Annotated in this window: 13 protein-coding genes and 1 pseudogene; 6 read left to right on the top strand and 8 right to left on the bottom strand. The window is 64.3% G+C overall.

All coding sequences use genetic code 11. The annotated features are described in order from the left end of the window. Positions 1–28: 28 nt before the first annotated feature. The 7 genes and pseudogenes from FNL56_RS15310 to FNL56_RS15280 all read right to left on the bottom strand — a co-directional run bounded on the left by FNL56_RS15310 (position 29) and on the right by FNL56_RS15280 (position 7624). Positions 29–1297: an alkaline phosphatase family protein gene (locus tag FNL56_RS15310; RefSeq protein ID WP_143573721.1), complete on the bottom strand. Its 1269-nt coding sequence runs from the start codon at positions 1295–1297 to the stop codon at positions 29–31. A gap of 19 nt (positions 1298–1316) precedes the next feature. Continuing rightward, the gene (locus FNL56_RS15305) at positions 1317–2183 is read right to left on the bottom strand and encodes an ABC transporter permease (protein ID WP_143573720.1); all 867 of its coding nucleotides are present in this window, start codon (positions 2181–2183) and stop codon (positions 1317–1319) included. Position 2184: 1 nt separating this feature from the next. Next, positions 2185–3120: an ABC transporter permease gene (locus FNL56_RS15300; protein ID WP_168202945.1), complete on the bottom strand. Its 936-nt coding sequence runs from the start codon at positions 3118–3120 to the stop codon at positions 2185–2187. After that, a pseudogene (locus tag FNL56_RS15295) lies at positions 3120–4113 on the bottom strand (ABC transporter ATP-binding protein). Before FNL56_RS15295 ends, FNL56_RS15300 begins: the two are co-directional and overlap by 1 nt. Further along, positions 4110–5093 (bottom strand): ABC transporter ATP-binding protein, encoded by a 984-nt coding sequence (locus FNL56_RS15290; RefSeq protein WP_143573718.1) that lies wholly within the window; start codon positions 5091–5093, stop codon positions 4110–4112. Before FNL56_RS15290 ends, FNL56_RS15295 begins: the two are co-directional and overlap by 4 nt. A 3-nt stretch (positions 5094–5096) precedes the next feature. Then, positions 5097–6734: an ABC transporter substrate-binding protein gene (locus FNL56_RS15285; RefSeq protein ID WP_143582121.1), complete on the bottom strand. Its 1638-nt coding sequence runs from the start codon at positions 6732–6734 to the stop codon at positions 5097–5099. A 62-nt stretch (positions 6735–6796) separates the two neighbouring features. Next, positions 6797–7624, bottom strand: coding sequence for a sugar phosphate isomerase/epimerase family protein (locus tag FNL56_RS15280; protein ID WP_143577964.1), 828 nt, complete (start codon positions 7622–7624; stop codon positions 6797–6799). 575 nt (positions 7625–8199) lie between these two features. Here FNL56_RS15280 and FNL56_RS15275 point away from each other — a divergent pair. The 6 genes from FNL56_RS15275 (at position 8200) to accC (ending at position 12729) form a co-directional block, all read left to right on the top strand. Further along, entirely contained in the window at positions 8200–8967 is a 768-nt protein-coding gene (locus FNL56_RS15275) for a DsbA family protein (RefSeq protein WP_143577963.1), read from the top strand. A gap of 340 nt (positions 8968–9307) precedes the next feature. Then, the gene (locus FNL56_RS15270) at positions 9308–9526 is read left to right on the top strand and encodes a DUF6894 family protein (protein WP_143573712.1); all 219 of its coding nucleotides are present in this window, start codon (positions 9308–9310) and stop codon (positions 9524–9526) included. 147 nt (positions 9527–9673) lie between these two features. After that, positions 9674–9991: a hypothetical protein gene (locus FNL56_RS15265; protein ID WP_143573711.1), complete on the top strand. Its 318-nt coding sequence runs from the start codon at positions 9674–9676 to the stop codon at positions 9989–9991. A gap of 253 nt (positions 9992–10244) precedes the next feature. Further along, positions 10245–10700, top strand: coding sequence for a type II 3-dehydroquinate dehydratase (gene aroQ, locus FNL56_RS15260; protein WP_143573709.1), 456 nt, complete (start codon positions 10245–10247; stop codon positions 10698–10700). 35 nt (positions 10701–10735) lie between these two features. Beyond that, positions 10736–11224, top strand: coding sequence for an acetyl-CoA carboxylase biotin carboxyl carrier protein (gene accB, locus FNL56_RS15255; RefSeq protein ID WP_143573708.1), 489 nt, complete (start codon positions 10736–10738; stop codon positions 11222–11224). A gap of 155 nt (positions 11225–11379) precedes the next feature. Continuing rightward, positions 11380–12729, top strand: coding sequence for an acetyl-CoA carboxylase biotin carboxylase subunit (accC, locus tag FNL56_RS15250; RefSeq protein ID WP_143573706.1), 1350 nt, complete (start codon positions 11380–11382; stop codon positions 12727–12729). Positions 12730–12779: 50 nt separating this feature from the next. Here the strand turns inward: accC and FNL56_RS15245 are convergent, their stop codons facing one another. Further along, positions 12780–13742 carry an MBL fold metallo-hydrolase gene (locus tag FNL56_RS15245; protein WP_143573704.1) on the bottom strand — a complete coding sequence of 321 codons (963 nt, stop codon included), beginning with the start codon at positions 13740–13742 and terminating at the stop codon, positions 12780–12782. Positions 13743–13779: the final 37 nt, after the last annotated feature.

Genomic DNA, 13779 nt, shown 5'->3' with positions numbered 1-13779 from the left:
CAACCTTCCAGCATCCTCGCGCTTCGTGTCACCCCGGGGAAGCAACAAGCGCCACGCCGTCGAGACCGTCTTGCGGCAGGCCGAGGTGCCGCAAGGCGGTGGGGGCGAGGTCGATGATGCGGCTTTGCATCGTCACCACGCTGCCCGCAGCAAAGCCGTTGCCGACGGCGATCAGCGTGGGATTTGTCTCGTAGCGGCCGAGCCCGCCATGCATGCCGCAATCGCGGCGCACCGCATCCTCGGTTTCGGAGAAGCGTACCGCCATCGCGGTCAGCCCGGGCACGCCGTTGCGATTGCTGCCCGGCGACTTCGCCATGTCGAGGGCGAGAACGTCGGAGGCTGGAATCTGCCCAAGGGCGGCGAGGTCTTCGCCGCGCATGATCCGCCCGGCCCAGGATTGCTGGCCGAGCCAGTCGGCCACTTCGTCGCGCCGCGCCAGCGCGTCGCCGCCGAAATGGATGAAGGCCGACGTTCCCTGGCAGGCTACGACCACGTCCGGGCTCTCCAACTCGGCCTTGAAGCCCGCTTCGAACAACCGCCGTTCGACCGGCACGGTCTCGGTGACCGATTCATGGCCATGGTCGGAGCCGACCATCAGCAGCACCTCGTGGCCGCGATCGCGTAGCCGTTCGACGGCTTCAGCCACCGCGCCGACATGGCCATCCACCACGCGCAAAGCCGCCAGATGCTGCGGCGAGCCGAGCGGAAAGGCGTGCATGGTCTTGTCGGGTTCGGACAGCCACAACGTCGCCACCGAAGGCGGCCGCTCCAGCAGCGTCGTGATAAATTGTTCGGTGAGCACGGCGTCCCCTTTGGCGCCCGCCGGCGCGTCGATCGCCGGCAACGGCTCCCTGCCCGGCCGGTAGCTCAGCTCGCGGTGATACAATTCAGCATGGCCGTCGGCATCGTGAAACCAGGCCGCGCCCGGCGAGACGTTGGAACACAGCAGCGCGCCGTGCAGGCCGCTCACCCGTGCCGACAGCGACGGCCGCATCAGCAGCCGGCCGAAATGCTGGCGATAGGTGTCGAAAAATTCCGGCATGCCGGCGTCGTGCACGTGATGACCGCCGGCGCTCGGCAATGCGACCGAATTGCCGCGGAGTCCGTGCGAGACCGGCCAGCAGCCGGTAGCGATCGACGCTGACGACGCCCGCGTCGCCGAGGGGAAAATCCCGCGGTGGTCTGCGAACCAGGTGCCTGCCTGGCGCAACCTGGCCATCTGCGGCGTCGTCGCCTCGGAGACGAAATCCGGCCGGTGACCATCGCAGATCATCGTGACCACGATCGGGTGTGACATGGGGGGGGTCCTTTACGAGCTAGTCGTCGAGCGTGGGATCGAGGCGGTCGCGCAGCCAGTCGCCGATAAGCGACACCGCCAGCGTGGTCAGCGTGATGGTCACCGCTGGCGCCAGCATGATCCACGGCGCGCTGCCGACATAGTCGCGACCATAGCCGACCATGTTGCCGAGGCTGGTCATCGGCGGCTGCACGCCGAGGCCGAGGAACGACAGGCCGGATTCCAGCAGGATGACTTCGGGAAACACCAGGGTCATCGACACGATCAGCGTGGAGACGATGTTGGGCAGAATATGGCGCAGATAGATCCGCGACGGCGTCGCGCCGAGCTGCCGGACCGCGGCGGCATAGCCCTGCTTGTTGGCGGAGATCGCCAGGCCGCGGGCGATACGCGCATAGCGCTCCCAGCCGTAGCAACCCATCAGCCCGATCAGCAGCGGCAACGAGGTACCGAAGAAAGCAAGCACGGCCAGCGCGAGAATCAGAAACGGCATGCTGGCCTGAAAGTCGGCCAGCATCAGCACCGCCTGCTCCACGAACCCGCGAAAATGCGCGGCGAGGAATCCCAGCAGCGTGCCGACCACGGCGGAGATCGCGGTCGCCCCGAAGGCGATCAACAGGGAGATGCGGATCGAATACATCAGGCGCGACAGCACATCGCGGCCGAGCTCATCGGTGCCCAGCCAGTGCAGCGTATGGCCGGGCGGCGCCAGACGATTGCGTAGGTCCATCTTGGTCATGCCATAGGGCGCCAGCGTATCGGCCAGCAGCCCCACCGCCAGCATGGCGACCAGCCAGACAATGGCGATCACCACTGCAGCCGGAATTTTCGGCCACGCCATCCCCGGCTTCGCCGTGCGTTCCTCGGGGAGCGACAGATCCGCCATTTCAATGCGCTCCGGCTGCTTGAGGGCTGCGCAGCCGCGGGTCGAGGAAGCCGTAGAGGAAATCGACGATCATGTTGGACGTCACCATGGTGGCGGCGACCAGCAGCAGGATGCATTGCACGACGGCGAGATCGCGGTTGGCGACCGCTACGACGAGCAGTCGCCCTACCCCGGGCCATGAAAACACACTCTCGACCACCACGGCGCCTGCGATCAGGCTGCCGACCATGAAGCCGACGATGGTAACCGTCGGAATCGCCGCGTTGGGCAAAGCATGCGACAGCACCACTGTGCGCCACGACAGGCCCTTGGCCGAAGCGGTGCGGATGTAGGAATGACCCAGCACTTCGAGCATGGCGCTGCGGGTGAAGCGCGCCAACACCGCCGCGCCGCCAATTCCGAGCGTGGCGATCGGCAGGATCGCGTGCCGCCAGCTTTCCTGTCCGCCCGACGGCAGCCAGCCGAGCTGCACGGCAAAGATCAGCACCAGCACCAGGCCGAGCACGAAGCTCGGAACGGTGAAGCCGATGACGGCGCTGACCATCACCACGCGATCGATCCAGCTGCCGCGATGCAGCGCGGCGGAAATTCCGGCGGGAATGCCGATCGCGAGCTTGATAAGCAATGCCGGGATCGTCAGCGCCAGCGTGGCGGGAATGCGCTCCAGCACCAGTTCGATCGCCGAACGGCCGTCGCGCATCGAGCGCCCCAACTCGCCCTGGGCGATGGCGCCGAAATAATGGATGTATTGAACCCAGATCGGATCGTCCAATCCCCACGCCTTGCGGAACGCTGCGATCACTTCGGGCGGCGCCTCCGGACCGAGAATGATCAGCGCCGGGTCGCCGGACATCCGCAACACCACGAACACGAAGGTGACGACCAGCACGATGGTGATCAGCGCCCGCAACAGCCGGATCGCGAAATAGCGGGCCATCAGTGGATCACTCCGGCGCCAGCAGGCGCCCCCGGCACGACCAGATGGCAGGCCACGCTGCGGCCAGGCGCGACCTCGGCGAGGTCCGGCGCTTCGACGCGACAGCGCGCGAATACGACCGGGCAGCGCGGGTGGAAACTGCAACCGGCAGGTTTCGCCGCAGGATTCGGCGGCTCGCCCGACAGCACGATACGCTCGGTCTTGCGCCGTCCCGGCGTCGGCGAGGCCGACACCAGCGCACGCGTGTACGGGTGCTGCGGCGAGGCGAACAGATCGTCGGCGTCGCCGAGTTCGACCACGCGCCCGAGATACATCACCGCGACCCGTTCGCTGATCTGGCGCACCACCCGCAAATCATGGCTGATGAACAGCATGGTCAGATTCAACTCGGCTTGCAGATCGGCCAGTAGATTGACCACCTGAGCCTGGATCGAGACGTCCAGCGCACTGACCGGCTCGTCGCAGACCAGAAAATCCGGTTTGGTCGTCAATGCGCGCGCCAGCACGGCACGCTGCCTTTGCCCGCCCGACAATTCGTGCGGATAACGCTGTCCGATGTCGCGGGACAATCCGACCCTGCGCATCAGATCCGCAACCCGCGCGGTGCGCGATGCCGCGTCGCCGATGCGGTGGACATCGAGCGGCTCACGCAATTGGGTGGCAATCGGCAGCAACCGGTCGAGGGCACCGAGCGGATTCTGGAAGATCATCTGCATGCGCGCCCGAGACGTTCGCCACGCCGCGCTGTCCACGGCCGCCAGCGGCGCGCCGTCAAAACCGACCGCTCCCGCATCGGGGTTCTCCAGACCGAGCACCAGCCGCCCGGTGGTCGATTTTGCCCGAGCCGGATTCTCCGACCAGGCCAAGTGTTTTGCCGCGACCGATGGCAAAGCTCACCCCGTCGACCGCACGAACCTCACGCGCATGACCGAACATGCCGGCCTTCATGCGATAGCTGCGCACCAGTCCGTCGACACTCACCAACGGCGTCATTCGGCAGCCTGGCCGAAACGAATGGTCGCGGCCGCGTACCGGTCAGTGACACAGGCGATCCGCCGGTTGTCGCCGATCACACGAAGCGGCGGCGTGGTCCGGCACGCGGCGCCGGCCAAACCGCAGCGCGGCGCGAACGCACAGCCCGGCGGCATGGCCTTGGGATCAGGCACGGTGCCGGCGATAGCCGTCAGCCGGCGCCGCGGGCCGTCCATGGTCGGCAGCGATCCGACGAGGCCCGCGGCATAAGGATGAAGGGGATCGTCGAATAGCTCCGCCGCCGGCGCTTCCTCGACGATGCGCCCGGCATACATCACGGCGACGCGGTCGCAGTTTTCCGCCACCACGCCGAGATCATGGCTGATCAGCACGATGGCCATGCCGGTCTCGCGGCGCACGCGCCAGATCAATTCGAGGATCTGCGCCTGGATCGTCGCGTCCAGCGCCGTCGTCGGCTCGTCGGCGATCAGCAGATCGGGATTCCCCGCCAGCGCCATGGCGATCATGATGCGCTGGCTCTGGCCGCCGGAGAATTCATGCGGATAGGCCGACAACCTGCGTTCCGCATCGGGAATACCGACCAGATCGAGCAGCCGTTTGGCTTCGGCGTGGATCGCCGTTCCCGACAAGCCGCCATGCAGCGCAAGGGTTTCGCTGATCTGCCGGCGGATGCTGAGCACCGGATTGAGGGCACTCGCCGGATCCTGAAAGATCATGGCGACCTTGCCGCCGCGGACCTTGGCCAGGGCGGCGGGCGATGCGCCGACAAGTTCGGCGCCTTCCAGTTTAACGCTGCCACTTACGGTGGCGGTGTTCGGCAGCAGGCCGAGCGCCGCCAGCCAGGTCACCGACTTGCCGGAGCCGGACTCGCCGACGAGACCAATGGCCTCGCCGCGACGCACTTCAAGGCTGACGCCGTCCAGCACCTTCACGCCCCTGAAGGCGACGGTCAGCGCATCGATCGCGATCAGCGGCTGCATCGCTCAGCTCCCGAAATTGCCGGGACGGAAATCCATCGCAAAGGCCGGAGAGGCCTTCCATTTGATGGATTTCGGCTTCGCGGTGAAGGTGGCGTTCTGGTGCAGCACCGTATAGGCGGGATCTTCGCGCTCGAGAATTTCGAGCATGCGGCGGAACGCAAGGCGGCGCTTCGGGCGATCGGTCGAGGTCTCCAGTAATTCGCACAGCGCATTGGCTTCGACGTTAGCGTACTCGCCGATCTGCTGCTGCTGTCCATTTGGACCGTGCTGAGCCAGGATCGACGACACCGGATCGTTGAACGGCCCCGAATTCGACCAGTCGCGCACCGCGCGCGTCGGCGTACGCTCCATGATCTGGGTCCAGTTTTCCTTGGTCTCGATCTGGACGTTGAGGCCGACGGCCTTCCACATTTCCACCAGCACCTGCGAGGTCGGCACCTGGTTAGTGTAGTAGTTGTTGAGCAGCCGGTACGGGATCGGGTCGCCTTTGTAGTTGGCCTGCTTCAGCAGATCCTGCGCCAGCTTCGGGTTGTATTCCGGGACTGTCCAGTCGGCATGGAACATGTCGCCGTAGAATTCCCACTGCAACCCGTTCGGCACCCGGGTGCGGCCGGCCCACAGGCTATCGACGATCGCCTGCCGGTCGATCGCATGGGTGAAAGCGCGGCGCACCAGCGGATTGGCCAGTTGCGCATGGTTCTTGTCGAACACCGTGAGGCGGTGGTTGGCGATGGTGCCGCCCTGCACCTCGAAGCCGGCGTTCTTTTCGATGCCGGCAATCTGGTCCGGTGGAATATCGCAGGCGAACTGGTACTGGCCGGACACCAGTCCGTTCACCCGGCTCGACACTTCTGGGACCTCGACAAAGCGGATCTGCTTGATCGGCGGGCGACCGCCCCAGTATTCGTCATGCGCCACCAGCGTCAGCGATACGTCGGGTCTGTACTCCGCCACCATGTAGGGTCCGGTGGTGATCGGCTTGCGCGCCCAATCGAGATAGCTCGCCGCATCGTCCCAGCCGCGACGGCTCATGATGTTGGATCCGGACCGCGACAGCCGGCCTTCCAGCGTGACGTCGGGCGTCGCATTAATGAAACGCACAGTGTACTTGTCGATCGCCTCGACGCGTATCAAGTCGGGCCAGATTCGGCGCGCTACTGCCGGCAGATCGCCGGGCAATTCCTTGCCGGGCCGCGGCGTCGGGATCTGTTCGCTGGCGCGGATGGTGCTGCGGTTCTTGGCTTCGGTGTTGGCGAACATGCGCTCGCGGCTGAAGCTGAACACCACATCGTCGGCGGTCATCTCGTCGCCGTTGTGGAACTTGACGCCCTGGCGAAGTTTCAACTCGACGATCTGGTCGTCGATGCGGCGCCATTCTGTGGCGAGTCCGGGCGTGATGCCGAGATCGCCGCGCCAGTCCTTGCCGATCAGCGCTTCCCACAGCGAGGAGAAGAACACCCGCTCGCCGACATTGGACTGCTCGCGCAGCACGTCGAGCGTGTTGGAATTGGCAACCTTCTGTACGGCGATGGTGATCGACGGACGGTTATCGGCCTGCGCAATCGAGATACGCGGCAGGATGAATGCACCGGCGGCGGCGGCGCCAAGGCTGAGAATCGAACGGCGGTTGGGACGAATCATGATGCGTTCCTTTGGCATCGGACAAAAACAGACGAACAGACAGGGACGACGACAGGATCAGCCTACAAAGCGAGACCGAGCGCCTCCAGATGCGCGGCGCCGCGCCGAATATTGGCCTGGTCCTTGACCTCGATCAGCAGTCGCGGCCGGTGCGACAGGCGGCCGAGCGCCTTGAACACAGCGTTCCAGTTCAAGGTGCCGTCGCCCGGCAACCAGTGACGATCCGAATAGCCGTCGGCATCCTGGATGTGCACGTGGGCAAGATCTGCACCGGCGGCATCGACATAATAATCGACCGGCGGCGCGCCGGTGGACAAGTGCGCGTAGTACGCGTGCCCGGTGTCGATCGAGACACGAACGGCGGCGCTGTCGAAACTCCGGGCCAGCAGCACGCGCGCCATCGGGTCGATGTCCTCGATGTTCTCGATCACCAGCTCGCAACCGATGCCTTCGGCGCGTTGCACCACGTCCCTGAGAGTCTGATGCACGCGTTCGGCTAGAGCCTCGCGCGCACCGGGATTGATATCCAGATTATTGTAGTCCCAGGTCGTGAACGGCGAATGGATCACCATCTGCGTCGCCCCGATCGCCTCGCAGGCATCGAGCCCCTGCAGCAGCCTTTTGGTGACGACGGCGCGAATCAGAGGGTCCTGGCTGTCGATCTTGAAACCCCAGAACGGACCGTGCATGCCGAGCCGGCCAGTATAGCCGTCAAGCAGGCGACGAACACCATCGGCCACCGCACGCCAATCGCCATCCAGTGTTTCGCTTCTGAAAAAGTCCTGGATCTCCAGATCGCGCTGCTTCTCGAGAATCCAGTCGCGATGAATGGCAAGCGTTGCCATCGACAGCGCGGCGCCAACAACTGGCAGATCTGATTTTGCGATCATGAATGTCCTCGAACCAAATCTCACTGCATCTCTCGACGCAGTAGCTAGTCTCGCGACGTGACGACCTCATGAATTCAACGTGTCACCTTGTTGATCTTGCGCTCACCGTCGCATTGCCGCGAAACCGGCGGCGAAACCATCGGGCCGCGACAGCGACGATCGCTTCGACGGCGAAAACCAGGTGCATGCAACATGGGAACGTGCCTCGATATTTTCTCCACTCAGCCTGGGGTAGCGGCAGCAAATTGCCGTTGAAGACCTTGAAGGCAGTCCGCCAGTCTGGAATGTTCTCGATTTCCAAAAGCAGCCCTCACCGCAACGCGCGACCGGCGACCGGCCATGACGGGCGAATCGCCCGTTGGCAGGTGATGCGGGTGCAGGTTAAGACGCTGCCGCTTGGCCGCGGACGGCCCGCGCACGGGCGGACTGCCCAGAGACCGGCGGATCACGGGGATTTGCGGCGATGGCATCCGTCGCCTGTTCACAAATCGAGCGTATTTCGTCTGCAAAATGCTAAATAGCTCTCTGGATATCCGCCAGCATCCTGGCTCGCTTTGCCCCAAAGGAATTTTTCCATGTTTTCGTTCCGCTTTCTTGCCCCCGCCGCCCTGGCGCTCGCTTTGTGCGGCGCGCCGGCCGTGGCCTCGGCGCAGAGCTTCAACGACGCCCAGCGCGGCGAAATCCAGAAGATCATGAAGGACTATCTGCTGACGCATCCCGAAGTCCTCGAGGAAGTCTCCGCCGAGCTGACCAAGCGGCAGGCTGCTGCCGAGGCCGAGAAGCACGCCGCGGCCGTGACCGCCAACGCCAATCTGATCTTCAATTCGCCGCGCGGCGTCACCGTCGGCAACAAGGACGGCGACGTCACCTTCGTCGAGTTCTTCGATTACAATTGCGGTTACTGCAAGAAGGCCATGACCGACATGGTCGAGATCATGAAGGACGATCCGAAGCTCAAGGTCGTGCTGAAGGAGTTCCCGGTGCTCGGACCGGGCTCGGTCGAGGCCGCGCAGGTCGCCGTCGCCGTCCGCATGCAGGACCCGACCGGCAAGAAGTACCTCGACTTCCACCAGAAGCTGCTCGGCGGTCGCGGCCAGGCCGACAAGGCCCGCTCGATGGCGGCGGCCAAGGAAGCCGGACTCGACATGGCCCGGCTGGAGAAGGATTTCTCAAGCCCGGAAGTTCGCGCCACGATCGAGGAGAACTTCAAGCTCGCCGAATCGATGGGCATGAACGGCACGCCGAGCTATGTGATCGGCAAGCAGGTCGTGATCGGAGCGGTCGGCATCGACGCGCTGAAGGAAAAAATCAGCAATGCGCGCTGCGGCAAGGCGATGTGCTGAACCGGCAACGCGTAGTCTTCAACAGAAACCGGCTGCTCTGCGGCCGGTTTTTTCGTGGGGCTGCACGATGCAGCGATCAGCTGGTTTTCGTATCCGAGTTCCTGACCGTGACCGACCGGTCGGTTGCCGTTGCCGGCGCGTCGGCAACGCGGCGTGTGCCTGCTACCAGCGGAGCTTCGGTAAACCTGAGAACAATCTTTTCCAGCAACGCCGTCATCGCCCGCACTCTAAAATTTCGTCGGTGCAAGTCGCAATTGCCGGGAATCGTTCCGCCGAACTGTCCGCAGATCCACCCGGAACATTCCGCGCGTGGCCCGCATTACCCCTGCGGAGGACGCGCATGCCCAAGTATCATTTCGAAATCGTCGACGATTACCGGCTCGAAGATCCCATTGGCCAGGAGCTGCACGACGCCGATCAGGCCATGACCGTCGCCAACGACATCGCCAAGCAGATCGCGACGGACGTTGTCAGCGAGAGCGCGCGGAACGTTGTGGTGATCGACGATTCCGGCACCGAGGTCTACCAGACACCGATCAGCTGCGAAGGCAAAGCCTGAGACCGGGTTTGTTCTTCTGGAACGAACAGGGGACGCCAAATCACCGCCGCGCGAATATTAATTTATTCCTAACGCCGACTTGATCGGTGGACCGGCCTGCCCTTCTGCAGCGGCGCCGCTCGACCGCTTCTCATCACAGGACTGCCCATGAATCACAGGCTCCTTATCGCTGTCGCCGCCGTTATAATGGCCGCCAGTGCTCCGATGCAGGCGCAAACCCCGGCAAGCGGTTCGGGCACGACGCTACCCAGCAGTGCCCCAGCGGCAGCGGCGGCTGAGACGATTCCATCGGCGGATCCCGCCGCCCCCGTCGAGCGAGCAACCCCGGTCAACCGCGACGAGGCCACCGACACCTCTGCTCCCCCGGAAGCCGGCGCCGGCATCAAGCCCGTCGCGTCCGACGACAAGGTGCAGCGCGACAATGGCGACGTGCGCGCCAGCGACGTATTGCCGGGCGGCAAGTGAGATCTTAGCGGCCCGAAAAACGGCCGTATGATCGTCGATAACGTCAGGTCGTTCGGGCCGGAAGCGACGGACGGACGGCCACGGTTAAGCCTTGAAGGCCCCTAACGCCTGCCGACATCCGGTCTGCGATTGGTTTTTCTGAACGCAATGAGGTATTTGGCTGGGGGAACTGGGCTCGTTCAGGCTTCCCCTCGCCCCCAACTCTACTTATAAACCGGGACGTTCGCGCTTGTGCGCCTGCCGGGACACCCTGATGGCAAAAATTGTTTACGTGCTCAACGGCCCCAACCTCAATCTGCTGGGAATCCGCGAGCCGGAAACCTATGGCCACGCCACGCTGGCGGATGTCGAGAGACTCTGCGTCGAGGCAGCCGCGCGCTACGGCCTGTCGGCGGATTGCCGGCAGTCGAACCACGAGGGCGAACTGATCGACTTCATCCACGAGGCCCGCAAAAATGGCGCGGTCGGCATCGTCATCAATGCCGGCGGCTATTCGCACACCTCGATCGCGCTGCACGACGCTCTGGTCGGCGTGCAAATTCCGACCGTCGAAGTCCACGTCAGCAACGTCCACGCCCGTGAAAATTTCCGCCACCACTCGTTCACCGCTCGCGCCGCCTTTGCCAGCCTGTGCGGCTTCGGCATCGAAGGCTATCGCCTCGCCATCAGCGGCCTGGCCGCGAAAATCGGCGCCACGGCGATTGCCTGACGCTCCTCTCACCTTCTTGAATTTGGATTGCACCCATGGCCCGCAAGCCTGACGAAACTTCCACTGCGACTTCGACCGCCAGCAATGACAGCGCGATGATCCGGGAACTGGCGCTGCTGCTCGACGAAACCAATTTGACCGAGATAGAGGTTGAACGCGCCGGCCTGCGCGTCCGCGTAGCCCGCAGTATCAGCGTCAACGCGGCGATGCCGGCGCAGTACCAGCCGGCGCCGCAATATGCCCCGGCTCCGGTGGCCGTCGCCGCCGCTCCGGTGGAAACCGCCAAACATCCCGGTGCGGTCCCCTCGCCAATGGTTGGTACGGTGTATTGGGCCTCGGAGCCCGGCGCCCGGCCGTTCATCGAGGTCGGTACCAAGGTCGCCGTCGGGCAGACCCTGGTCATCATCGAGGCCATGAAGACGATGAACCAGATCCCGGCGCCGCGCGCCGGCACGGTCACGCAGATCCTGGTCGAAGACGGCGCGCCCGTCGAATTCGGCGAGCCGCTGGTCATCATCGAGTAACAACGCAGCCGTCATCCTGAGGTGCTCGCCCAATTGAGCGAGCCTCGAAGGATGAGAGCCATGCGCATGCGGCCATCCTGCGAGGCGCGCAACAGCGCGCACCTCCAGCCGAAACAATCGCGTTTCGGCGGGGATGACGACGGAGCAAGACTGACATGTTCGAGAAAATCCTGATTGCCAACCGTGGCGAGATCGCGCTGCGCATCCTGCGGGCCTGCAAGGAACTCGGCATCGCCACCGTGGCGGTGCACTCCACGGCGGATGCCGACGCGATGCATGTGCGCCTGGCCGACGAGAGCGTCTGCATCGGCCCGCCGTCGTCCAAGGACAGCTATCTCAACATTCCTTCGCTGCTGGCGGCCTGCGAGATCACCGGTGCCGACGCCGTGCATCCCGGCTACGGATTCCTGTCGGAGAACGCGCGCTTTGCGGAAATTCTCAAAGACCATAATTTGCACTTCATCGGCCCGAAGTCCGAGCATATCCGGCTGATGGGCGACAAGATCGAAGCCAAGAAAACCGCGAAACGGCTCGGCATCCCCGTGGTGCCCGGCTCCGAGGGCGGCGTCGGCCCCGAAGACGACGCGATGGCGATCGCCCGCGAGATCGGCTTCCCGGTGCTGGTCAAGGCGGCCTCCGGCGGCGGCGGTCGCGGCATGAAGGTGGCGCAGACCGAAGCCGACCTGATGCTGGCGCTGTCGACCGCGGCGACGGAAGCCAAGGCGGCGTTTGGCGACGCCTCGGTCTATCTCGAAAAATATCTGCAGAAGCCGCGCCACATCGAGATCCAGGTGCTGGGCGACGGCCGCGGCGGCGCCATCCATCTCGGCGAACGCGACTGCTCGCTGCAGCGCCGCCACCAGAAGATCTGGGAAGAAGGACCGTCCCCGATCCTCACTGCCGCCGCGCGTGCCAAGATCGGCGAGACCTGCGCCAAGGCGATGCAGGAGATGCAGTATCTCGGCGTCGGCACCATCGAATTCCTCTACGAGGACGGCGAGTTCTACTTCATCGAGATGAACACCCGGATCCAGGTCGAGCATCCCGTCACCGAGATGATTACCGACATCGATCTGGTTCTGGAGCAGATCCGCATCGCCGCCGGCGGCGACCTGCCCTGCACCCAGGAAGAAGTCATCATCAACGGCCACTCGATCGAGTGCCGCATCAATGCCGAGAACCCGCAGACCTTCCGGCCCTCGCCCGGCAAGATCACGCAATATCACCCGCCCGGCGGCCTCGGCGTCCGCATCGATTCCGCCGTGTACCAGGGTTATGTGATCCCGCCTTATTACGACTCGCTGGTCGGCAAGCTGATCGTGCGCGGCAAGAACCGGCCGGAATGCCTGATGCGGCTGCGCCGCGCGCTCGACGAGATCGTGGTCGAGGGCATCGAAACCACACTGCCGCTGTTCCGCGCGCTGGCGCGCGAGACCGACATCATCGACGGCGACTATCACATTCACTGGCTCGAGCAGTATCTGGCGGGCAAGCCGCCTAGCTGATGCGTTCCGGACGCGGGGGTTGCCCCGCGTCCACTTCGTGGCGGTTCGTTTTACAGTTCGATTTCCATCAGATCGCGGCCGACCACGATCGGCCCTGAATAGTGCTTGCGTGCGCCTTCCGCCCACATTTCGTCGGTGATCGACGGATCGTCGCCCGGCACGAAGTGGGTCATCAGCAGCTTCTTGACGCCGGCCTCTTTGGCGATCCGACCGACATCTTCCGTCGTGGTGTGCGACGCCAGCAGATGCTCCTTCAGCGTCGCGGCATTCTTGACGCGGGCAACCATCGCATCGACGCCCGGCACGTAGAGCGCCTCGTGCACCAGCAGATCCGCACCCTCGGCGAACTTCGCCAGTCCCGGATTGTAAGCGGTGTCGCAGGCGTAGACGATCACGCCATCCGGCGTCTCGAAGCGATAGGCGAAGTTGTCGTTGATCGGCGGATGCGGCGTGCGGAAGGCGGTCACCTTGACCTTGTCGTTGCTCATGACCAGGCCGTTCTCGACGATGTCCTTGGCGACCAGCAGCTTGCGCGGATCCGGCTTGCTCTCGTCGATGATGCGGGTATCGACGTCGAACTTGATGCTTTCCCAATAGGCCTTGGTCAGCGCTTCCATGCCGGCCGGCGCGAACGCCTCGACCTTGTGATTGAGGCCGGCCGACCAGCCGCCATAGACCATGTTGCCGTATTCCAGCACATGGTCGGAATGCAGATGGGTCACGAACACGTAGCGCACGTCGGGCAGCGCCACCTTGGCTTCGACCAGACGCTTGCTGACGCCGGGACCGCAATCGACGACGTAAGGCACGTTATCGACGATCAGGACGTTGGCCGGATTGGACCGGCCGAGACCGACGCGCGGACCGCCCTTGGTGCCCAGGCAGATCCAGCGCGCGCGCTTCTTGGCGGCGGGGGCGACGACGGGCTGCGCCATCGCAGCAGGTATCGCGAGATTGCCGGCAACAGCTCCCAGCATGGAGAGTTTCAGGAGGGCACGGCGGTTGATCGTCATGGGTCGTTCCTCAGAAGATAGTGAGATCGGCGCTGGC

The sequence above is a fragment of the Tardiphaga sp. vice304 genome (genome assembly GCF_007018905.1).
Taxonomy (GTDB): Bacteria; Pseudomonadota; Alphaproteobacteria; order Rhizobiales; family Xanthobacteraceae; genus Tardiphaga.
This window is presented reverse-complemented; position numbering and strand designations above follow the sequence as displayed.

Bases quoted from the DNA above. Each gene is read 5' to 3' on its own strand.
- FNL56_RS15310 (WP_143573721.1), bottom strand. From the start codon at position 1,297: ATGTCACACCCGATCGTGGTCACGATGATCTGCGATGGTCACCGGCCG.
- FNL56_RS15305 (WP_143573720.1), bottom strand. From the start codon at position 2,183: ATGGCGGATCTGTCGCTCCCCGAGGAACGCACGGCGAAGCCGGGGATG.
- FNL56_RS15300 (WP_168202945.1), bottom strand. From the start codon at position 3,120: ATGGCCCGCTATTTCGCGATCCGGCTGTTGCGGGCGCTGATCACCATC.
- FNL56_RS15290 (WP_143573718.1), bottom strand. From the start codon at position 5,093: ATGCAGCCGCTGATCGCGATCGATGCGCTGACCGTCGCCTTCAGGGGC.
- FNL56_RS15285 (WP_143582121.1), bottom strand. From the start codon at position 6,734: ATGATTCGTCCCAACCGCCGTTCGATTCTCAGCCTTGGCGCCGCCGCC.
- FNL56_RS15280 (WP_143577964.1), bottom strand. From the start codon at position 7,624: ATGATCGCAAAATCAGATCTGCCAGTTGTTGGCGCCGCGCTGTCGATG.
- FNL56_RS15275 (WP_143577963.1), top strand. From the start codon at position 8,200: ATGTTTTCGTTCCGCTTTCTTGCCCCCGCCGCCCTGGCGCTCGCTTTG.
- FNL56_RS15270 (WP_143573712.1), top strand. From the start codon at position 9,308: ATGCCCAAGTATCATTTCGAAATCGTCGACGATTACCGGCTCGAAGAT.
- FNL56_RS15265 (WP_143573711.1), top strand. From the start codon at position 9,674: ATGAATCACAGGCTCCTTATCGCTGTCGCCGCCGTTATAATGGCCGCC.
- aroQ (WP_143573709.1), top strand. From the start codon at position 10,245: ATGGCAAAAATTGTTTACGTGCTCAACGGCCCCAACCTCAATCTGCTG.
- accB (WP_143573708.1), top strand. From the start codon at position 10,736: ATGGCCCGCAAGCCTGACGAAACTTCCACTGCGACTTCGACCGCCAGC.
- accC (WP_143573706.1), top strand. From the start codon at position 11,380: ATGTTCGAGAAAATCCTGATTGCCAACCGTGGCGAGATCGCGCTGCGC.
- FNL56_RS15245 (WP_143573704.1), bottom strand. From the start codon at position 13,742: ATGACGATCAACCGCCGTGCCCTCCTGAAACTCTCCATGCTGGGAGCT.